Source organism: Microbacterium sp. Y-01 (genome assembly GCF_003856715.1).
GTDB classification, from domain to species: Bacteria; Actinomycetota; Actinomycetes; order Actinomycetales; family Microbacteriaceae; genus Microbacterium; species Microbacterium algeriense.
This window is the reverse complement of record NZ_CP024170.1, coordinates 1,495,874-1,516,895: the sequence shown is the minus strand read 5'-3', so window position 1 is coordinate 1,516,895 and position 21,022 is coordinate 1,495,874. Positions and strand designations below refer to the sequence as shown.

Annotated in this window: 18 protein-coding genes and 1 tRNA gene; 10 read left to right on the top strand and 9 right to left on the bottom strand. The window is 70.9% G+C overall.

All coding sequences use genetic code 11. The features are described from left to right. Nucleotides 1-67 precede the first annotated feature (67 nt). Nucleotides 68-1,720 carry a sensor histidine kinase gene (locus tag CSX12_RS07040; protein ID WP_206427145.1) on the top strand — a complete coding sequence of 551 codons (1,653 nt, stop codon included), beginning with the start codon at nt 68-70 and terminating at the stop codon, nt 1,718-1,720. Then, complete coding sequence (locus tag CSX12_RS07035) at nt 1,717-2,370, top strand: response regulator (RefSeq protein WP_124895330.1); 654 nt, start codon at nt 1,717-1,719, stop codon at nt 2,368-2,370. Before CSX12_RS07040 ends, CSX12_RS07035 begins: the two co-directional genes overlap by 4 nt. 19 nt (nt 2,371-2,389) lie before the next feature. Here CSX12_RS07035 and prfA read toward each other — a convergent pair whose 3' ends face one another. From prfA to lysA, 5 genes are all read right to left on the bottom strand, one after another. Continuing rightward, nucleotides 2,390-3,469, bottom strand: coding sequence for a peptide chain release factor 1 (gene prfA, locus CSX12_RS07030; protein WP_124895329.1), 1,080 nt, complete (start codon nt 3,467-3,469; stop codon nt 2,390-2,392). Nucleotides 3,470-3,480: 11 nt separating this feature from the next. Then, nucleotides 3,481-5,406 carry a transcription termination factor Rho gene (gene rho, locus CSX12_RS07025; RefSeq protein ID WP_124895328.1) on the bottom strand — a complete coding sequence of 642 codons (1,926 nt, stop codon included), beginning with the start codon at nt 5,404-5,406 and terminating at the stop codon, nt 3,481-3,483. 164 nt (nt 5,407-5,570) lie between these two features. Beyond that, complete coding sequence (gene thrB / locus CSX12_RS07020) at nt 5,571-6,530, bottom strand: homoserine kinase (protein WP_124895327.1); 960 nt, start codon at nt 6,528-6,530, stop codon at nt 5,571-5,573. Nucleotides 6,531-6,532: 2 nt separating this feature from the next. Next, nucleotides 6,533-7,837, bottom strand: a complete 1,305-nt coding sequence (locus CSX12_RS07015) for a homoserine dehydrogenase (RefSeq protein ID WP_017203147.1) — start codon at nt 7,835-7,837, stop codon at nt 6,533-6,535. A gap of 21 nt (nt 7,838-7,858) precedes the next feature. Next, nucleotides 7,859-9,277: a diaminopimelate decarboxylase gene (gene lysA / locus CSX12_RS07010; RefSeq protein WP_124895326.1), complete on the bottom strand. Its 1,419-nt coding sequence runs from the start codon at nt 9,275-9,277 to the stop codon at nt 7,859-7,861. A gap of 152 nt (nt 9,278-9,429) precedes the next feature. On the opposite strand from lysA, the gene CSX12_RS07005 reads away from it, so the two are divergent. The 4 genes from CSX12_RS07005 to CSX12_RS06990 are packed head-to-tail and all read left to right on the top strand — an operon-like array spanning nt 9,430 to nt 12,763. Next, nucleotides 9,430-10,488, top strand: a complete 1,059-nt coding sequence (locus CSX12_RS07005; protein WP_192576770.1) for a YihY/virulence factor BrkB family protein — start codon at nt 9,430-9,432, stop codon at nt 10,486-10,488. Between the two features lie 59 nt (nt 10,489-10,547). After that, complete coding sequence (locus CSX12_RS07000; RefSeq protein WP_124895325.1) at nt 10,548-11,435, top strand: alpha/beta hydrolase; 888 nt, start codon at nt 10,548-10,550, stop codon at nt 11,433-11,435. Next, on the top strand, nt 11,428-12,009 hold the full coding sequence (locus CSX12_RS06995) for a TetR/AcrR family transcriptional regulator (protein WP_124895324.1): 582 nt from the start codon (nt 11,428-11,430) through the stop codon (nt 12,007-12,009). The genes CSX12_RS07000 and CSX12_RS06995 overlap by 8 nt, the downstream gene beginning before the upstream one ends. A 4-nt stretch (nt 12,010-12,013) precedes the next feature. Then, the gene (locus CSX12_RS06990) at nt 12,014-12,763 is read left to right on the top strand and encodes an alpha/beta fold hydrolase (protein WP_124895323.1); all 750 of its coding nucleotides are present in this window, start codon (nt 12,014-12,016) and stop codon (nt 12,761-12,763) included. A gap of 9 nt (nt 12,764-12,772) precedes the next feature. On the opposite strand, the gene CSX12_RS06985 is transcribed toward CSX12_RS06990, so the two are convergent. Together CSX12_RS06985 and argS are read right to left on the bottom strand one after the other, a co-directional pair. Continuing rightward, complete coding sequence (locus CSX12_RS06985) at nt 12,773-13,618, bottom strand: LmeA family phospholipid-binding protein (protein ID WP_124895322.1); 846 nt, start codon at nt 13,616-13,618, stop codon at nt 12,773-12,775. 40 nt (nt 13,619-13,658) lie between these two features. After that, nucleotides 13,659-15,323, bottom strand: a complete 1,665-nt coding sequence (argS, locus tag CSX12_RS06980; RefSeq protein WP_124895321.1) for an arginine--tRNA ligase — start codon at nt 15,321-15,323, stop codon at nt 13,659-13,661. 93 nt (nt 15,324-15,416) lie between these two features. On the opposite strand from argS, the gene CSX12_RS06975 reads away from it, so the two are divergent. The 4 genes from CSX12_RS06975 to CSX12_RS06960 all read left to right on the top strand — a co-directional run bounded on the left by CSX12_RS06975 (nt 15,417) and on the right by CSX12_RS06960 (nt 18,435). Next, nucleotides 15,417-16,232, top strand: coding sequence for an SGNH/GDSL hydrolase family protein (locus CSX12_RS06975; protein WP_225855799.1), 816 nt, complete (start codon nt 15,417-15,419; stop codon nt 16,230-16,232). Nucleotides 16,233-16,248: 16 nt separating this feature from the next. Further along, a tRNA-Arg gene (locus CSX12_RS06970) sits at nt 16,249-16,321 on the top strand. Nucleotides 16,322-16,547: 226 nt separating this feature from the next. Next, nucleotides 16,548-17,042 carry a DUF1269 domain-containing protein gene (locus CSX12_RS06965; RefSeq protein ID WP_017203158.1) on the top strand — a complete coding sequence of 165 codons (495 nt, stop codon included), beginning with the start codon at nt 16,548-16,550 and terminating at the stop codon, nt 17,040-17,042. Nucleotides 17,043-17,046: 4 nt separating this feature from the next. Beyond that, a complete protein-coding gene (locus tag CSX12_RS06960) occupies nt 17,047-18,435 on the top strand; it encodes a DUF1254 domain-containing protein (protein ID WP_124895320.1) in 1,389 nt (462 codons plus the stop codon). A gap of 22 nt (nt 18,436-18,457) precedes the next feature. Here the strand turns inward: CSX12_RS06960 and CSX12_RS06955 are convergent, their stop codons facing one another. Together CSX12_RS06955 and CSX12_RS06950 are read right to left on the bottom strand one after the other, a co-directional pair. Beyond that, nucleotides 18,458-20,671: a heavy metal translocating P-type ATPase gene (locus CSX12_RS06955; RefSeq protein ID WP_124895319.1), complete on the bottom strand. Its 2,214-nt coding sequence runs from the start codon at nt 20,669-20,671 to the stop codon at nt 18,458-18,460. Between the two features lie 74 nt (nt 20,672-20,745). Next, a complete protein-coding gene (locus CSX12_RS06950) occupies nt 20,746-21,009 on the bottom strand; it encodes a YHS domain-containing protein (RefSeq protein ID WP_017203161.1) in 264 nt (87 codons plus the stop codon). Nucleotides 21,010-21,022 lie beyond the last annotated feature (13 nt).

Below are 21,022 nucleotides of genomic sequence, written 5' to 3'. Positions count from 1 at the left end.
GTATGCCGCATTCCCGCGCATTGTGCGCGTAGCGTGAGTTCTGCGCATATTGCGCGAAAGGAGTCCGATGTCGAGGATGCCGAGGACCAGGCCTCGTTTCGCGACGCGCGCGCTGCTGATGCATCTCGCCGCCGTGGCCCTCGTGGTCGCGCTCTGCACCGGTGTGTATCTCGCCCTCGCGGTCCAGCAGCTGCGTGCCGAGGCCGAATCCACCGCCCTCGGCATCGCGCGGACGCTCGCGGAGGATCCGCAGGTCCGCGCCGAAGTGGCCGCCGTCTCCGCCTCTCCCGAGGAGCCCGACGCCGTCGCCCTGCGCCACGGAGAGCTACAGCGGATCTCCTCGGAGGTCATGGCGCGCACCGGCGCCCTGTTCGTCGTCATCACCGACGACGAGGGGATCCGTCTGGCGCATCCGATCCCGTCGCGCATCGGCGAGGTGGTGAGCACGCCGTTCGAGGAAGTGCTCGCCGGACGGGAGGTCGTCGACTGGCAGACCGGAACGCTGGGTGAATCCGCGCGGGCGAAGGTGCCCGTCCGCGACGACGCCGGCACCCCCGTCGGCGAGATCAGCGTGGGCTTCGAGCGCAACGGCGTGTTCGACGACCTTCCCCCGCTGCTCCTGGCGATCGGTCTCACCGCAGCGGGCGCCCTGGGTCTCGCCTTCCTCGCATTCCTGCTCCTCCGCCGCCGATGGGAGCGGCTGACCCTCGGCGTGCAACCCGAGGAGCTCGTGGCGCTCGTGCAGAATCAGACCGCTGTGCTCGACGGCGTGGACGACGGAGTGATCGCCGTGGATCCGCACGGCACGGTGCAGGTGAGCAACGCGGCAGCCGACCGCCTGCTCGGCCTCGACGCCCCTGTCGGCCGCACGCTGGACGAGCTGGAGGTCCCTGCCGCGGTGCGCGACGCGTTCACCGGCGGGGTCGACAGCACGAGCGCCGTGGTCGGCGATCGGCTGCTGTACCTCGACGCGCGCCCTGTCCGCCGAGAGGGCCGCTCGCTCGGCGACGTGCTGATCGTGCGCGACCGGACCGACCTGATCGCTCTCACGGAGCGGCTGGAGACCGTGCGGACCATGACATCGGCGCTCCGGGTGCAGCGGCACGAGTTCGCGAACCGTCTGCATGTCGCGGCCGGCCTGATCGATGCGGGGCGCGTGGACGAGGCGCGCACCTTCCTCGGAGAACTCGTCGCCCGGGGCTCCGTGGCCTTCCCCGTCGCCGGCCTCGCCCTGCTCGGCGATCCCTTCCTCCACTCGTTCCTCGGCGCCAAGGGTGTCGAGGCCGCCGAACGCGGCGTCGAGCTGCGGGTCGCGGAGGAGACCCAGCTGATCGGGAACGTGCGCGCGGCGGAGGACGTCGCGACCGTCCTCGGCAACCTCATCGACAACGCCGTCACGGCCGCGGTCTCCGGCCCGCGGGACCCGCGGTGGGTCGAGGTGTCCGTCCTCAGCGACGGCGACGCCCTCGTGTGCACCGTCGCCGATTCGGGACCGGGGCTCGGGTCCTCCGATGCGTCGACGGCACGCCACGCCGACGACGCGGACGATCGTCTGCACGGCCACGGGATCGGTCTGCCGCTGTGCACCGAGATCGCGCGCCGGAGCGGCGGCGACCTCTGGGTCATCGATCCGGGCGGCGACGAGCACGGCGCCGTGTTCGCGGCTCGCCTCGGCGGAGTCGTCGACGCTGCACCACACGAGCAGAAGGAGAACCCATGACCGAGCCGCTGCGCGTGCTCATCCTCGACGATGACTTCCGGGTCGGCCAGCTGCACAGGGCGATCGTGGACGACCACTCCGGGTTCACGGTGGTGGACACGGTGCGCTCCTGCGTCGAGGCGCGCGACAGCCTGCGCTCCTCGCGCCCGGACCTGCTCGTCGCCGACGTCTTCCTCCCCGACGGCGACGGGATCGCCTTCGCCCGCGATTCCGGTGTGGACACGATCCTCATCTCCGCGGCCGACGACGCGCAGACCGTACGGCGTGCGCTGAGGTCGGGAGCCGTCGGGTACCTGATCAAGCCGTTCGAGACGCGCGCCCTCACCGGCCTCCTCGACCGTTATGTGCGCTCCCGCAATCTGCTCGCCGGGGACCGGGCCCTGGGCCAGGAGGACATCGACAGGGCTCTCGCCATCCTGCACGGCGCCGGCGAGCCCGTGTCCCTGTCGCGTTCCGCGACGGAGCAGCTCGTGCTCGCCGCCCTCGGTGACGGCGAGGCCTCCGCCGCCGAGATCGGCGAACGCATCGGCATCTCGCGCGCCACCGCCCAGCGACATCTCGCCGCACTGGCGGGCAGGGCCGTCGTCGAGGTGCGCCTGCGCTACGGCACCACGGGCCGTCCGGAGCACCGGTACGCGGCGCGCACCTGATGCGCGCCCGCGCCGCGGCTCAGGACTCGGATCCGACCGCGGCGAGCCGCGCTTCCTCGTCGGCGGTGATCGCGCTCTCGATCAGCGGATCGAGGGCTCCATCCATGACCTGGTCGAGGTTGTAGGCCTTGTACCCGGTGCGGTGGTCCGCGATCCGGTTCTCCGGGAAGTTGTAGGTGCGGATGCGCTCGGATCTGTCCATGCCCCGGATCTGCGACTTCCGAGCGTCGGATGCCGCCGCGTCGAGCTCCTCCTGCTGCCGCGCGAGCAGGCGCGCACGGAGGACGCGCATCGCCGCCTCGCGGTTCTGCAACTGGGACTTCTCGTTCTGCATCGACACGACGATGCCGGTCGGGACATGCGTGATGCGCACGGCCGAGTCCGTGGTGTTCACGGACTGACCGCCGGGGCCGGAGGAGCGGAAGACGTCGATCTTCAGGTCGTTCTGGTCGATCTGGATCTCTTCGGGTTCGTCGACCTCGGGGAACACCAGCACGCCGGTGGTCGAGGTGTGGATGCGTCCCTGGGACTCCGTCGCCGGAACACGCTGGACGCGGTGCACTCCGCCCTCGTACTTCAGGTGCGCCCAGACGCCCTGAGCGGGGTCCGACGACGACCCCTTGATGGCGACCTGCACATCCTTGTAACCGCCGAGGTCGGACTCGTTGCGCTCGAGGAGCTCCGTCTTCCATCCCTTCGACGCGGCGTACTGGATGTACATGCGCAGCAGGTCGGCGGCGAACAGAGCAGACTCCGCGCCGCCCTCCCCCGCCTTGATCTCCATGATCACGTCGCGGGCGTCGTCCGGGTCGCGCGGGATCAGCAGCCGCCGCAGTCGCTCTTGCGCCGCCTGCAGACCCTCTTCCAGCACGGGGATCTCTGCCGCGAACGCCTCGTCCTCACGGGCGAGCTCGCGCGCGGCCTCCAGGTCATCGGCGGCGGCGATCCACGCCTCGTGCGCGGCGACGATACGGGACAGCTCGGCGTAGCGACGGTTGACGCGCTTGGCGCGCGCCGCATCGGCGTGCACCGCCGGGTCGGAGAGTTCCTCCTGCACCCGGCGATGCTCGTCGATCAGAGTCTGCACGGACTCGAACACGGCTCAGCCGATCAGCGGATGTTGTTGTCGTGCCCGTGCGCGCCCGAGGGAAGCGTCGGGATCGACTTCTGCATCTGCACGAGGAACTCGACGTTCGAGTGGGTCTCCTTGAGCTTGCCGAGAACCACCTCCAGCGCCTGCTGCTGGTCCAGGCCCGCGAGGGCGCGACGCAGCTTCCAGGTGATCTTGACCTCGTCGGCGGAGAGCAGCATCTCCTCGCGGCGGGTGCTGGACGCGTTCACGTCGACGGCAGGGAAGATGCGCTTGTCGGCCAGCTGACGCGACAGACGCAGTTCGCTGTTGCCGGTGCCCTTGAACTCCTCGAAGATGACCTCGTCCATCTTGGAGCCGGTCTCGACGAGAGCCGTGGCGAGGATCGTGAGCGATCCGCCGTTCTCGATGTTGCGGGCGGCACCGAAGAAGCGCTTCGGCGGGTACAGCGCCGACGCGTCGACGCCGCCGGTGAGCACGCGACCGGATGCCGGGGCGGCCAGGTTGTACGCGCGGCCGAGGCGGGTGATCGAGTCGAGCAGCACGACCACGTCGCGACCGAGCTCCACGAGACGCTTGGCGCGCTCGATCGCGAGCTCCGCGACCGTGGTGTGGTCCTCCGCGGGGCGGTCGAAGGTCGAGGCGATGACCTCGCCCTTGACCGTGCGCTCCATGTCGGTGACCTCTTCGGGGCGCTCGTCGACGAGCACGACCATGAGGTGGACCTCGGGGTTGTTCTGCGCGATCGCGTTGGCGATCTGCTGCAGGACGATCGTTTTGCCCGCCTTCGGGGGCGCGACGATGAGGCCGCGCTGGCCCTTGCCGATCGGGGCGACGAGGTCGATGATGCGCTGGGTCAGCTTCTCCGGCGCGGTCTCCAGGCGCAGACGCTCCTGCGGGTAGAGCGGGGTGAGCTTGCCGAACTCCACGCGGGTGGCGGCGTCGTCGACGGACAGACCGTTGATCGAGTCGACCTTGACCAGCGCGTTGTACTTCTGGCGTCCCTGCTGCTCGCCCTCGCGCGGCTGCTTGATGGAGCCGACCACCGCGTCGCCCTTGCGGAGGTTGTACTTCTTGACCTGGCCGAGGGAGACGTACACGTCGCTCGGGCCGGCGAGGTAGCCGGTCGTCCGCACGAAGGCGTAGTTGTCGAGCACGTCGAGGATGCCGGCGATCGGGATCAGGACGTCGTCCTCGCCGATCTCGGTGTCGAACTCATCGGCCGGAGCACCGTTGCGGCGCTTGTTGCGCTGGCGGTTGCGGCCGTTGCCGCCCGCCTGGTCGTCGTCGGACGACGCCTGGGCCTGCGGCTCCTGGGCGGCGCCGTTCTGGCCGCGCCCACGGTTGCGGCTGCGGCTGCGGTTGCGGCCACGGCCACCCTGCTCTTCGCCGCCGTCGCCGGAGTCTGCTGCGCTGTCGCCGTTGTTCGACGCCTCGGCCGAGGCGGCGGGAGCGGCCTGCTCTGCGGCGGGCTCAGAAGCCGAGCTCTCCGCCTCCGGCGCGCTCTTCTGCGCACCACGACGGCCGCGGCCGCTGGTCTTGGGAGCCGACTCGGCCGCTGCCTCGGCGGGGGCCTCGGCGGGGGCCTCGGCAGGGGCCTCCGCTGCCGGCTCGGCGGGAGCGTCGGCATCCGCCTTCTTCGCACGGCTGCGACGCGGGGCCTTCGCCTTCGGTGCGGCCTCTGCCGCTTCGCCGCTGCCGGAAGCGGCCTCGGCGGCCGCGCTGTCGTTCTTCGGCGCCGGCTTCTCGGGCTTCTCGGCCGTCTCCGCCTTGGCGCTGTCGGCCTTCTCCGCCTTGGCGGCCTCCGCCTTCTCCGCCTTCGCGGCCGCGGTCGCGGTGCTCGCGCGGCGGGGTGCCCGCTTGCGCGGCGGGGCGGTCTCCGCTGCCGCCGGGGCTTCGGCGGCAGGAGCCGACTGGTCGTTCTGGGTCTCGGAGAGGTTCTCCACGAGTACTCCCTTATATGTCATGGGGAATGAGCGTTGAACGCGCACAACGGGTGCTGCGCACGATCGCACGGGCTGACGCTCGGCGCCAGCCAGCCTCGGCACTTGTGCCTCAAGGGTTTGCGTGCGGGTCTTGCAAGAGTTGCAATGGGGCCAGATTCACGACGTTACGTGGAGCCCTCCGCTCGAGTCCCCACTGTACCACCACGGACGTCGACGGCGAGCAGGAGCGCCTCCCACGGGGTGTCGGTGACCTCGGCAGCCAGTTCCACGGCCTCCAGACGGCTCCCGGGCCCATCCGCAAGCACGAGGACGCTGGGGCCGGCGCCGGAGACGACGGCGGCGAAGCCCGCGGCACGCAGCGCCTGCACCAGGCGCTGCGTCTCGGGCATCGCCCCTGCGCGGTAGTCCTGGTGGAGGCGGTCGGCCGTCGCGTCCAGCAGCAGCTCGGGACTCTGCATCAGGGCGGCGATCAGGAGGGCGGAGCGCGAGACGTTGAACACGGCGTCCGCGGTCGACACCTGCGGCGGCTGCAGCGAGCGGGCCTGCGAGGTGGACATCGTGTACGCGGGCACGAGCACGAGAGGCGAGACGCCGCGGTGCACGAGGAGCTTCTTGTGCTGCGGTCCGCGCTCCGACATCCAGGCGATCGTGAGTCCCCCGAACAGCGCCGGGGCGACGTTGTCGGGGTGGCCTTCGAGTTCGGTGGCGAGGCGGAGCAGGTCCGCGTCTCCGATCTCCACGTCGCCCTCGAGCAGCCCCTTCGCCGCGAGCACCCCGGCGGCGACGGCGGCTCCGGAAGACCCGAGTCCGCGCCCGTGCGGGACGGCGTTCTCGGCGACGATGCGCAGCCCGGGGACGGGTCGCCCGGCGTCCGCGAAGACGTGCGCGATCGTCCGGACGATCAGGTTCGACTCGTCGCGCGGGATGTCGTCCGCGCCGGAACCGCTGACCTCGATCTCGAGCTCGCCTTCCGGCAGCGCCGTGACCTGGAGCGTGTCGTAGACGCTCAGCGCGAGTCCCAGCGTGTCGAACCCCGGGCCGAGGTTCGCGCTCGTCGCGGGCACCCGCACCTCGACGGTGCGGCCTTTTGCGGCACCCTCGACAGGGGCGAGGGGTGCGGTCATCGTCACTCGCCTTCCACCCGCAGCACCGAGACCACGCGCGCGACGACGGCGCTGTCGGCGAGGGCTTCGACGGTGGCGCTGAGCGCCTGCTCGGTCGCGCGGTGCGTGCCGATGATGAGACGAGCGGTGGGCTCGTCCTCGCCCTCGACGGTCTGCACCACGGTCGCCACCGACACTCCGCCGTCGCTGAGGATCCCGGCGACCGTGGCCAGGACACCGGGCGCATCGGAGACCTCGAGGGTGATCTGGTACCGCGTCGTGACGTGGCCGATCGGGACGACCGGAAGGTTCGCGCGGGTCGACTCGCCCACGCCGACTCCTCCGGCGATGTGGCGGCGAGCTGCGGAGACCACGTCGCCGAGGACAGCGGACGCGGTCTGCACGCCTCCGGCACCCGCGCCGTAGAACATCAGGGATCCGGCCGCCTCCGCCTCGACGAACACCGCGTTGTTGGCGCCGTGCACGGACGCGAGCGGGTGCGAGGTCGGAACGAGCGCCGGGTACACGCGCACGGAGATCGACTCCGCGCCGTTCGCCTCGATGCGCTCGCACACGGCGAGCAGCTTGATCACGAACCCGGCGGCACGGGCCTCCTCGATCATGGCGGCGGTGATCGACGTGATGCCTTCCCGGTACACGGCGTCCAGCGGCACGGCGGTGTGGAAGGCGAGGCTGGCGAGGATGGCCGCCTTCTGCGCCGCGTCGTAGCCCTCGATGTCGGCGGTGGGGTCGGCTTCCGCGTAGCCGAGGCGCTGCGCGTCGGCCAGCACGTCGGCGAAGTCGGCGCCCTCCGTCTCCATGCGGTCGAGGATGTAGTTGGTGGTGCCGTTGACGATGCCCATGATCCGCACGACACGGTCGCCGGCGAGCGAATCGCGCAGCGGGCGGATGATGGGGATCGCTCCCGCGGCGGCGGCCTCGTAGTAGACGGAGGCGCCGACGCGGTCGGCGGCTTCGAACAGCTCAGGACCGTGGGTCGCGAGCAGCGCCTTGTTCGCCGTGACGACGTCGGCGCCCGCGCCGATCGCCTGCAGGATGTTCGACCGCGCCGGCTCGATGCCGCCGATCAGCTCGATCACGATGTCCGCCCCCAGCAGGAGCGACTCGGCGTCCGTGGTGAACAGCTCCCTGGGCAGATCGACGTCGCGCGGGGCGTCCACGTCGCGCACGGCGATCCCGGCGAGTTCGAGTTCGGCGCCCGCACGGTCTGCGAGCTCGTCGCCGTGGCGCAGCAGGAGCGCCGCGACCTGCGAGCCGACCGCTCCTGCGCCCAGCAGCGCCACGCGAAGTCGTCGGTAGTCAGTCATGGTTGCTCCTTCGGAGGTGGGTCATTGTTCTCCCTCGGGGGCGTCCGCCCCTTCGATGCCCGCATCGCGGGCCAGCACGTCGTCCATGGTCTCGCCGCGGACGATCACCGTCGCGCGCCCGTCGCGCACGGCGACGATGGGCGGGCGCGGCACGTGGTTGTAGTTGCTCGACAGCGGGGCGCAGTAGGCGCCGGTCGCCGGGACCGCCAGCAGGTCGCCGGGAACGAGGTCGTCCGGCAGGTACTCGTGGTCGACCACGATGTCGCCCGACTCGCAGTGCTTGCCCACCACGCGGCTCAGGCGGGGCTCCCCCGTGCCGACGCGCGAGGCGAGGCGGGCCGAGTACTGCGCGCCGTACAGCGCCGGCCTGGCGTTGTCGCTCATACCGCCGTCGACGCTCACGTACCGGCGCACGGCTCCGGACGCGACCGTGACGTCCTTGGTGGTGCCGACTTCGTAGAGCGTGACCCCGGCGGTGCCGACGATGGCACGGCCGGGCTCGAACGACAGCGCCGGAACGGGGATGCCGCGCGCCGCGCAGTCGTCGGCGACGGCGGAGACGATGGCTCCGGCGAGTTCCTCGATCGGGGTCGGGTCGTCGACGCGAGTGTAGGCGATGCCGAAGCCGCCGCCCAGGTTGAGCTGGGGAACCGGACCGTCCTCGAGCAGCGCCGCGTGCAGGTCGAGCACGCGCGACGCGGATTCGCGGAAGCCGGCGACACCGAAGATCTGCGAGCCGATGTGGCAATGCAGCCCGGCGAAGTCAAGACCCTCGATCTCGCGGATACGGGCCACGGCAGCCTCAGCCTCCGGAAGAGGGAACCCGAACTTCTGGTCTTCGTGGGCCGTGGCGAGGAAGTCGTGCGTCTCGGCGTGGACGCCGCTGATCACGCGGACCATCACCCGCTGGGTCGCGCCGGTGCGCGCGGTGATCGCCGCGAGCCGTTCGATCTCGATCGCGCTGTCGACGACGATCGTGCCGACGCCGACCTCGACGGCGCGTTCGAGCTCCGCCACCGACTTGTTGTTGCCGTGGAATCCGAGCGAGCGCGGGGCGACCCCGGCCGCGAGGGCGACGGCCAGCTCTCCCCCGGTGCAGACGTCGATGCGCAGCCCCTCGTCGATCACCCAGCGCGCGACCGTCGTGCACAGGAAAGCCTTGCCCGCGTAGTAGACCTGAGCCGTCGTGCCGTTGTCGGCGGCCGCTCGATCGAAGGCGACACGGAACCGCCGGGCCCGACCGCGCACCTCGTCCTCGTCCATGACCAGCAGCGGCGTGCCGTACGTGCGCACGAGTTCCGGAGCGCTCACCCCGGCGATCGCGAGAGCGCCGTCACCGTCGCGGACTGCGGACGCCGGCCACACGCCGGTCGCGAGGTCGTTCGCGTCGTCGGGGACGACGAGCCATTCCGGAGCAAGCGAATCGGCAGGGAGAAGCACTGAGCACCAATCGTGGGACGGATCTCGGGCGGAGCGCGCGCATCGAGGTTGCCCCCGATTCTAGGGCAACGGCCGGAAGCTCCTGCTCACGGTGACGGCCCGCGTCAACCCCTTGCGGAGGGCCGCCGACGCCCTCGTAGGGTGGAGGCGTGGTGGACACGGATACACGAGACAGCGGGTCGCGCACGGACACGGCGAAGAAGCCCGGACTCATCGAACGCGTCAGCGCGCCCGTCATCGCCTGGGCGCTGGCCAGGCGGCCGGTGCGGGCGGCGCTGCTCTACAGCGAGCGACGCGGACCGATGCTCGCCGACAGCGTCACCTACCGGGCGCTGTTCAGCGTGTTCGCCGGCGTGCTGCTCGGCTTCTCGATCGCGGCACTCTGGCTCGCGGGGAACCCCGACGCCTGGCGCGCGATCATCGACGCGGTGCAGGCTGCGGTGCCAGGGCTGATCGGCAAGGACGGCGTGATCGACGCCTCCGACCTGCGCACGCCCGCCTCGTTCTCGATCGCCGGGATCGTGTCGCTGGTCGCCCTCATCGGCGCGGCGCTCGGAGCCATCGGGTCGCTCCGCACCGCCGTGCGCGTGGTGGCCGGGACCGTGCAGGACGACATCCTCTGGATCTGGGTGATCCTCCGCAACCTCGCCCTCGGCATCGGCATCGGCGTCTCCTTCGTGCTGGCGGCCGCGGTGACGTTCGCCGGCCAGCTCGGCGTCTCCTGGATCGCCGACCTGCTGGGACTCCCCGCCGACTCCGCTGCCGTCGCCTGGACGGTCCGGCTGCTCTCCCTGCTCGTGGTGTTCGCGCTCGACGCCGGTCTCATCATCGCGATCTTCCTGCTGCTGTCCGGTGTGCGGCCCGCGGCACGATCGCTGTGGGCCGGAGCTCTGCTCGGCGCCTTCGGTCTGATCGTGCTGCAGGAGCTCTCCGGGCTCTTCGTCGGCGGCGCGACGAGCAACCCTCTGCTTGCCTCTTTCGCCTCGCTGCTGGCCCTGCTGATCTGGCTCAACCTGTCATCGCAGGTGATCCTCGTCGCGTGCGCGTACATCGTGACCGCCGAGGAGGAGCGCAAGGACCGGCTGCACGAGCGGTTCGGCGCTTCGACCTTCGTCCAGCGCCGCCTGCAGCGCGCGGAGGTGGACGTCCGCATCGCGACGGCCGAGCTGCGTGCGGCGCAGCGCGCTGCGTCCGGCGACGACGCCGACTGACGCCCCGGCTCCCCCGTTGTGACCCATGCTGCTAGGTTGGTCACAACGAGGAGGAGTCCATGACCGCACGTCGCTCGGAACAGGTGCTCCCCTGCGCCACCGTCTCGGTCGTGGAATGGGTCCCCCGACAGGAGACGGGCGTTCCGGTCGTGCTGTTGCATGGAGGCGGAGCCGACAGCGCCGAACTCTCCTGGGGCGGCATCGGCCCTCGGCTCGCGGACGCCGGCCACCGCGTCATCGCCCCCGACCACCCGGGCTTCGGTCGCAGTCCGCGTGCCGCCCGGCCTCTCACACAGGAAGGCCTCGTCCGCTATGTCGGCGAGCTCGTCGACGCGCTCGACCTCGAGACCTACGCCGTCGGCGGCCTCTCCCTCGGCGGCGGCATGACGCTCGGGCATCTGCTCGACCGCCCCGGCAGGGCCCGTGCCGCCATGCTCCTGGGCTGCTACGGGCTGATGCCCCGCCTCGCCGAGGGGATCCGAGGCGCTGCCGTCCACTTCGCGACCTACGTCCTGCTGCACACCGGCGCCCTTTCCGCGATGACCCGCCGATACGCCCGCGACCCCCGCCTGATGGAGCGCGGACTGCGCGACCTCGTGCGCGATCCGGACGCGCGCACTCCCGAGCTCGTGGCCGCGGTGCTCGCCGAAGCGTCGGAGGGCACCGGCCTCGAGGTGTTCGGCGAGTGGCAGCGAGAGCAGGTGCGCTGGAACCGGCTGCGGACCGTGTACACCGAGCGACTGCCGTCGATCCGCACTCCCACGCTCTTCCTGCACGGCGACAGAGACACCGGCGTGCCACTCGCGCGGATCGAGACCGCCGCGCGGCTGCTCCCCGGCGCACAGCTGGTCATCGCCGCCGGTGCGGGGCACTGGGTGCAACGCGATCGCGAAGACGTGGTCCTCGCCGCCATGCTCGATCACCTCGGGCGAGCCGGCCGTGCCTAGGCCGCGGATCCCCGACCGCCGCGAACGCCTCCTCGATGCGGCGGAGGGGCTGGTGCTCGCCCGAGGGTTCGATGCGGTGAACGTGGCGGCGATCGCCGCGGAGGCCGGGGTGGGCAAGGGCGCCGTGTACCTGGAGTTCGCGAGCAAGCACGCGATCCTCGATGCGCTCCTGCAGCGCGGCAACGCGCGCATGGCGGACCGCGTCCGCAGAGAGTTGGGTGATCATCCCTCCCTCAGCGCGGCCTACCGGTCTTCGGCGCGCGCGCTGCTGGACGACCCGCTGATGTCCGCGGCCTTCCTCGACGACCGGGGCGTGCTCGGCGTGCACGCCCTGGATACGACGGACGACAGATACCGTGAGCGTCACACCGCCGTCATCGCCTGGGTGCGGCATCTGCAGGCGCAGGGCCGGATCGTCGAGGACGTGACCGCGGACGCACTCGCCCTCGCGCTGTCCAGCGCGACGATCGGCCTCCTGTCCGCAGCACGACTGCTCGGGCCGCTGGATGCGGCTCAGCTGGAGTCCGCGATCGATGCGATCGGCCGGATGGCCGCTTCCCTCGAGAAGGAGTGAGCCGATGCATCTCGACATCCCCGCACCGAGCGGTCTGCGCCCGCTGCTGCTCCTGCACGGCGGCGGCGTCGCCGGCTGGATGTGGGATCCGGTGCGCGCACACCTGCGCGGCGACCACCGCATCCTCGTCCCCGATCTCCCCGGGCACGGTCGCAGCGCCGACGAGCCCTACGTGTCGCACGCGGAGACGGTGCGGGAGCTCATCCGCATCCTCGAACGGGAGCGAGAGCCCGCAACGGTCGTCGGCTTCTCCCTCGGTGCGCAGCTGGCCGTGCTGCTCGCGGCGGAGCGCCCCGACCTGGTGGCGCGGGTGACGGCCGTCAGCGCCCAGGCCGTCCGGATGCGGGGCACCCGCCTGACCCTCGCACTGCTGTCCGCCACCGCCGGCCTGGCGCGCAACGAGCGCTTCGCGCGCGCGCAGGCACGACAGCTGTTCATCCCCGAGCCGCTTCTCGACGAGTACCTGCACACATCGGCCGCGATCTCCCGGCAGACCCTGATCGCCGCGGTGTCGGCGAACCTGCGTTTCACGCCTCCCGACGGGTGGGCGCACTTCCCGGGCCCCGTCACGCTCGTCGTCGGCGCCGCCGAGCGAGGCCTGCTGCACCGCTCAGCCGCAGCCCTGCGCGCCGAACGCGACGCCAGCACGATCATCGCCGTCGACGGCTGCGGGCACGGCATCCCGCTCCAGCGGCCGGACTGGCTCGCCGGTCACATCGACGGCTCGGTCGATCCGCGACCGTCGGTGCGCTAGCCGCACCGGTCAGTTCGGGCAGACGCCCTTCGCCTGCAGTGACTCGTCGGAGACGATCGCCCCGTCCACGTCCAGGTCGATCACGGCCGTGTCGTCCACGATCTCGAGCCCGGAGAGAGTGAGTCCGGCCGGCAGCCGGTCCGCGATGCACACCCGCTGCGGCTGTGTGAGCCCCTCCCCGAGCGACCCGAGGTTCGAGCCGAGCTGGTCCAGGTCGATGTCCAGCCCCCCGATGCTGGCGGAGACGGGCGTGAGCTCGATGTCGCCGTCCACCGCGCTCGGCGTGACGGTCAGGGAGAGCGGGACGGCCGCCCCGAGCAGGCTGATCGAACCGCCGACGGTCGCGTTCGGTGCGGCGAACTCCACCGTCTCGACGGGGAGGTCGCTCCCGGCGAGCAGGGAGGTGAACTGCGTCTGATCGACGGTGACCGTTCCGGATGCCCCGCCGAGGTCACCACCGCGCAGCGGCACGCTCGTGGCCGTGACGTCTGCCGCCCCCGTGATCCCCTCCAGCGTGACGGAGTCCGTCGACAGGTGCAGCGTGTCGAGCGTGCCGGAGAGGAGCTGGGGAAGCAGGATGCCCTCGGTCTCGACGTCGAGCTGCTGGTCTGCGGGCAGATCGAGCTTCTCGATCACGACGGAGCGGACGACGCCCGGAAGCACCGCACGCGCGACGAGCTCCGCTGCGACCACGAGCAGGGCGAGCACGACGACGACGATCAGCACGACCCAGGGCCAGCGGCGACGGCGCCGCCGCGTCGGCTGCTCGCCTGCGGCGGCGGAACCGGGGATGACGAGCGTCGGATGCTCCGCCGCGGCGTCCGGGTACGGCAGGGTGTGGTTGTCGTCGCTCATGCCTGCCATCCTGCCTCACGGGCGAACCCGCACACCTGCACTACATGCGCTCCGGTGCGGAGACTCCGAGCAGATCGAGGCCGTTGCGGAAGACCTGCCCCGCGGCGTCGTTGAGCCACAGGCGGGTGCGGTGCACGCTCTCGATCGGGTCGTCGCTCAGCGGGATCACGCGGCAGTTGTCGTACCAGCGGTGATACAGACCCGCCAGCTCCTCCAGATAGCGCGCGACCCGGTGCGGTTCGCGGACCTCTGCAGCGAAGGCCACGATCCGCGGGAACTCCTGCAGGGCACCGAGCAGGGCCGCCTCGGTCTCGTGCGTGAGCGTCTCGGGGGCGAACTCCGAGCGGTCAACGCCCGAGTCGGCCGCGTTCCGCGCCACGTTGTAGGTGCGCGCGTGCGCGTACTGCACGTAGAACACCGGGTTGTCGTTGGTGCGCTTCTGCAGCAGCTCGGGGTCGAGGTCGAGCGGGGAGTCGGCGGGCGAGCGCTCCAGCGAGTAGCGGAGCGCGTCCGTACCGAGCCAGTCGAGCAGGTCGTCCATCTCGATGATGTTGCCTGCGCGCTTGCTCAGGCGCGCGCCGTTGATCGACACCATCTGGCCGATCAGCACCTGGACGTTCTTCTCCGGGTCATCTCCCGCAGCGCCGGCGATGGCCTTCAGGCGGTGGACGTAACCGTGGTGGTCGGCGCCGAGCAGGTAGATCTTGTTCTGGAAACCGCGGTCGCCCTTGTTCAGGTAGTACGCGGCATCGGCGGCGAAGTAGGTGTACTCGCCGTTCGAGCGGCGGATGACGCGGTCCTTGTCGTCCCCGAAGTCGGTGGTGCGCACCCAGACGGCACCGTCCTGGTCGAACACGTGGCCCTGCTCGCGCAGGCGGTCGACGGCCTGATCGATCAGACTCGAGCCCGATGCGTCCTTCGCGTGCAGCGTGCGCTCCGAGAACCACACGTCGAACGGCACGTTGAAGCGGTCCAGCGAGGCGCGGATCTCGGCGAGCTGGAACTGGTAGGCGAGTTCGCGTGCCACGACCAGCTGCTCATCCGCTGCGAGGTCGAGCAGGTCGGGGCGCGCTTCACGCACGCGGCCGGCGAGGGTGGCGATGTACTCCCCCGGATAGCCGCCCTCGGGGGTCGGCTCCCCCTTCGCTGCGGCGAGCACGGACAGCGCGAACCGCTCCATCTGCGCACCCGCGTCGTTGATGTAGTACTCACGCACGGCGTGGGCGCCGCTGGCGAGGAGCAGACGCACGATGGAGTCGCCGAGCGCGGCCCACCGCGTGTGCGCGATGTGGAGAGGACCGGTCGGATTCGCCGAGACGAATTCGACGTTGACGCTGACGCCCGCCTGCGACGAGTTCGTGCCGTAGGCGGAGCCGGCATCGACGATCACCTGCGCGAGCGCACCGGCGGCCGCCGCGTCGAGGCGGATGTTGATGAACCCGGGGCCGGCGACCTCGGCGCTCGCGATGCCGTCGACATCCGCGAGACCTGCGGCGATCTGCTGCGCGAGCTCGCGCGGGTTCGTCCCGAAGGGCTTGGCAAGGCGCATCGCGATGTTCGACGCCCAGTCCCCGTGGTCGCGGTTGCGCGGGCGCTCGAGCACGATGTCGGCTGCGCTGAGCTCCAGCGGCTCGCCGGGGCGTCGCTCCTCGGCGATCGGAGCGAGGACGGCGAGAAGGGCGGCGGCGAGGGTTTCGGGGTTCATAGCCTCCCCAGTTTACGGGGCGCCGGGGCGCTTCCCGACGGCGCGATGAGCGACAGAATTCGCATTCGGCCCGCGGTGATCTACTCTCATGCCATGCCCGCCTCCGTCTCCCGCCGCCGACTGCGCACCGCAGGCGTCGGCATCGCGCTCGTGCTCGCCGCCGCCGCGGGCGTTCTCGGGGTGTGGCGGCCGTGGGCATCCCCGCCGTCGTCGGCCCCGGTCGGCGTCGGTGTCGAGGGCGGGAACGGCGTCGCATCCGTGATCGCCCCGGCCCCGCTGGTGCTTCCCGAACACCCCAGAGTGCTCGTGTTCGGCGACTCCTGGACGTACGGGTCCGCGGCCGACGAACCCACGCTCGGCTACGCCTACGTGCTGGCCGATCTGCTCGACGGCGAGACGATCGTGGACGGCGTCCGCGGCAGCGGGTATCTGAAACCGGGAATCGACGGTCCGACCTTCGGAGAGCGCATCGCGGCGCTCGACCCCGCCCTGGCTCCCGACCTCGTGCTCATCCAGGGATCGATCAACGACCGCGAGCAGGGTGCTGCCGGCTACCGCGAAGCCGTGACGGCCGCGTGGGATGCTCTCGCCGCGAAATACCCGGAGAGCGCGATCGTCGTCCTGGGCCCCGCTCCACACGTCCTGCCAGTCGGAGCAGGCACGGCCCGCATCGACGTCGACCTCTCGGAGCTCGCCGCCGCACGCGGATGGTGGTACATCTCTCCCATCGCCCAGAACTGGATCACGCCGGAGAACTACCTGGATGTGATCGACGTCGACCCGGGACGCCGCCATCCCTCGACCGAAGGCCACCGTTACCTCGCCGAGAAGGTCGCGGCAGCGCTCGACGAACTGCGCGCCGCCCCGGTCACAGAGGCGGGCGGGTCGGAGACCACCCCCGACGAGTGATATTGTCGATCGGTACGCCTCCGTAGCTCAGTGGATAGAGCGCCGGTTTCCGGTACCGTAGGTCGCAGGTTCGACTCCTGTCGGGGGCACACACATGACGCAGAAAGGCCGCTCTTCGGAGCGGCCTTTCTGCGTACGCGCCTCTGCGCCGTCACCGTGCTTCCCCCTCGCGGGAGCGCCAAGCTCCCCCGGGTGATTTCCCGCTCTTCCCGCCACTTCCGGGCACGCCCGTGCCTAGCCTGGCTCGAGGGGGCTGACGGCTCCCGCATCCGGCGGTCGGGGCATCGCGCCCCGGCTCAGAGAAGGGAAGAGCTCATGGCTGAACTGATCGTCATCTCCTACGATTCCGAGACGCAGGCCGAAGGCGCCTACGAACAGATCCAGGCGCTGCAGAACGACCTGGTCGTCGAGCTTGCGGGCCTCGCGCTCGTGAAGGTCGATCAGAACGGCAAGACCAAGGTCGAGTATCCGGGGGCCGCGGGCAACGTCGGTGTCGGAGCGGTCGGAGGCGCGCTGTTCGGCATGCTCATCGGCCTGCTGTTCTTCGTCCCGGTGGCGGGGCTCCTCTTCGGCGGGCTCTTCGGTGCGCTGTTCGCCGGCCTGGACAAGACGGGGATCGACGCGGAGTTCCGCGACCGGGTGAAGAGCACGGTGTCCGCCGGCAAGTCCGCCGTCGTGGTGTACGCGACGAAGATCACCGAGGACAAGTTCGCCGCCGCCCTCGCGCCGTATCAGGGCACCGTCGTGCAGACCTCGCTCTCCGCCGAGGAAGAGGCGGAGCTCATCCACGACCTCGGTGGAGCGAAGTGATCTGATGGCGGCAGATCTTCCGGGCCGTCTCGCCGACGTGCGCATGGACGGCGAACTCCCCGCGCGCACCGACATCCCGCTGATCTTCGACGAGCTCGACCACCAGTTCGCGTGCCAGGCGTACCTGTGGGCGCTGCCGCTGGTCTCCTATGCCCAGTGGAAGACACAGCACTACGACGTTTTCGGCGCCACCAGCAGCGACCTCGTGCGCTACCTCAGCTATCGCGATCGGCTCGGCCTCATCACGGCCAACGCGACGACCCCGTACATCCTGAACTTCTTCGATCTGTCGCAGACCGGTCCGCTCGTCATCGAGCTGCCGCCTGGTCCGACCGCCGGCGGAGTCTCGGACTTCTGGCAGCGGGAGATCGGCGCGATGGGCGAGATGGGACCGGACCGCGGGGAGGGCGGCAAGTACCTCGTGCTGGCCCCGGGGGTCGATGCTCCGGACGGGCTGGGTGAGGACTACCGAGCGCTGCGCTCCTCGGGCGTGAACATCATGTTCGGGTTCCGGACCCTCGATCCCGACCCCGAGCGCTCGGACGCGCTCGTGCGTGCCGTGCGGATCTATCCGTACGCGGATCGCGCCCACCCCGCGCCGACGCGGATCGTGTCGCCGGAGGGCAGACCGTGGAGCGGGGACCAGCCCCGGGGAATCGAGTACTGGCGTCGCCTGCACGACATCTACCAGTCGGAGGTCGTCGACGAACGGGATCGCTTCCACCTCGCCATGCTCCGGCAGCTGGGCATCGAGAAGGGCAAGCCGTTCGCTCCGGACGAGCGTCTCACGCGGATCCTCGAGCAGGGCGCCGCGGCCGGAGAACTCATGGCGCAGGCGAACACGTTCGCCAAGCGCTTCCCGCAGGGGACGTACTGGCCCGACCGGGCGTGGGAGCTCGCGATCGTGCTCGACAACTCCGCCCAGCGGGGAGACGGCTACGATGAGCTGCTGGAGCGGGCGTCGTGGTTCTACGAGGCCGTGTCGTTCTCTGAGGCGATGAAGAGCACGACCCCGGGCGTCGGCCAGGCCTACCTGGGGTCGTATACGGACGGAGCCGGCGAGTGGCTCGACGGAGGGCGGGACTACACGCTGCATGTGCCCGCCGACGTGCCGGCGAGGCTGTTCTGGTCTGCGACCGTGTATGACGCGACCACGCGCTGCCTGATCGACAACCCTCAGCAGCGCGGCGATCGCGGATCCCGTGACGAGCTCGTCCGCAACGCCGATGGATCGGTCGACCTGCACTTCGGACCCGCCGAGCCCGCGGAGGGCGAACGGAACTGGGTGCAGACCATCCCGGGTAAGCACTGGTTCTCCTACTTCCGCTTCTACGGACCGCTGGAGCCGTACTTCGACCGCAGCTGGAAGCTTGGGGACATCACCCCGCGCTGACTCCGGGGTGACGACGCGCCGATCATCGATCGAGGATCGCGCGCGTCGTCACCTCCGGTCGAAGGTCGAGGCGACGCAGCAGCTGGGCGTTCAGCGCCACGACGATGGTCGACAGCGACATGAGGATCGCTCCGACCGACATCGGCAGGACGAACCCGATCGGAGCGAGCACGCCCGCCGCGAGCGGAACCGAGATCAGGTTGTAGCCGGCCGCCCACCACAGGTTCTGCTTCATCTTCCGGTAGGCGGCCCTCGAGAGCTCGATCACGGACAGCACGGCGCGCGGGTCGTCGCCGGCGAGGATCACCCCGGCGGATGCGATCGCCACATCGGTTCCGGCGCCGATCGCCAGTCCCACGTCGGCCTGCGCCAGGGCAGGGGCGTCGTTCACGCCGTCTCCGACCATCGCGACCTTGCGCCCTTCACGCTGCAGCTCCTGCACCTTCGCGGCCTTGTCCTCCGGACGCACCCCGGCGAAGACCCGGTCGATCCCGAGGTCGGCGGCCACGGTGTGGGCGACCGCCTCCGCGTCACCCGTGATCATCACCACCTGCACACCGAGCGCGTGCAGCGCGTCGACCGCCTCCCGCGACTCCGGACGCACCTCGTCGGCGAGCTTCAGCGCACCGACGACCCGACCGTCGCGGAGCACGTGCAGGATGATGGCGCCGTCCGCGCGCCAGCCATCGGTCACCGGGAGTTCGTCCGCGCCCTCCTCGGAGAGCAGATGAGGACCGCCGACGCGCACCGTCGCCCCGCCGACAGTGGCCGTGACGCCCACCGCGGGCGACGAGCGGAAGTCGCGGCTCTCGGGCACGGAGAGTCCGCGGTCCGCAGCGGCGCGCACGATCGCCCTCGCGAGCGGATGCTCGCTGTCGGCCTCCGCCGCAGCGGCGAGCGCGAGCACCTCCGTCTCCTCCTGCCCCTCGACGGCCGCCACCGCCGACACGATCGGCTCTCCCTTGGTCAGCGTGCCGGTCTTGTCGAACAGCACCGTGTCGACGGTGCGCATGCTCTCCAGTGCCAGACGGTCCTTGACCAGCACGCCGCCTCGCGCCGCCCGCTCCGTCGCGATGGAGACGACGAGCGGGATCGCCAGACCCAGCGCATGCGGGCAGGCGATCACGAGCACGGTGATGGTGCGGATCACGGCCGCGTCGGGGAATCCGACGAGAGTCCAGACGACCGCGGTGATGGCCGCCGCTCCGAGGGCGAACCAGAACAGCCATCCGGCTGCCGTGTCGGCGAGACGCTGCGCTCGCGACGACGAGTTCTGCGCCTCCGTGACGAGGCGCTGGATCCCGGCCAGGGTCGTGTCGTCGCCGGTCGCGGTGATCTCGACGCGGAGCCCGGAGTCCGTCGCGACGGTACCCGCCGTGACGAGGTCGCCGATGTCGCGGGCGACCGTGCGGGACTCCCCCGTGACCATCGACTCGTCCATCGAGGCCCGACCGTCGATGATCCGGCCGTCGGCGGGGACGCTTCCGCCCGGCCGGACGATCACGATGTCGCCGACGGCGAGCTCGGTGGGCGAGACCACGACGACCTGTCCGCCCTCGACGCGCTCCGCCTCATCGGGGAGGAGGGCGGCGAGCGAGTCGAGCGCCGACGTCGTCTGAGCGAGGGAACGCATCTCGATCCAGTGGCCGAGCAGCATGATCACGATCAGGAGCGCGAGCTCCCACCAGAAGTCGAGCTCGTGATGGAGGATGCCGAGGCTCGCACCCCACGACGCCAAGAAGGCCACCGTGATGGCGAGGCCGATGAGCAGCATCATCCCGGGCTTGCGCGCCCGGAGCTCGCTCACCGCGCCGACGAGGAAGGGCCTGCCTCCCCAGACGTACATCACGGTGCCGAGGACCGGCGAGACCCAGGAGAGACCGGGCACGTCGGGGAGCGTGTAGCCGAGGATCATCGCGAACATGCCGGACAGCGCGACGGTCGGCACGGCCAGCAGGAGCATGATCCAGAAGAGTCGCCGGAACTGGGCGACGTGGTCGCCGTGCCCGCCGTGACCCGCGTGGTCGCCGTGCCCGCCGTGACCCGCGTGACCGGCGTGCGCGTCGTGACCGGCGTGCGCGTCGTGACCCGCGTGACCGGCGTGACCGGCCGGACCCGCGTGACCGGCGTGCGCGTCGTGCTCTGCTTCGGGCGCGGCGGAGTGGGATCCGCCGGCGTGTCCGGCGCCTGGATGGGTTCCGGTGCTGTCGCTGTGCTCGTGGTTCGGGGTGCTCATGGACCTCTCCTCTGCGGAAGACGGTACCCGTTCGGGGCCGGAGTGTCGCCGGCCCCGAACGGGACGGAGTGTGATCAGGCTGCTGCGGCGGCGTACTTCGCGGGGTCGGCGTCGAAGGCCGGGCCGCACCCTGCGCAGCAGAAGTAGTAGCGCGTGCCGTCATGATCGCGGAAGAGCCCTGCGGCTTCCGCGTCGGCGATCACGACGGGGCTGCCGACCATCACCGGGCACTCCGCCATGCCGTCGGCGGGCGTGGCGAGCAGGTCTCTGCGTCCTTCGGCGGACACGCGACTGCCGCGGTCGATGCTGCAGCAGGACGCTGCGGGGGAATCGGACATGTGATGCTCCTCT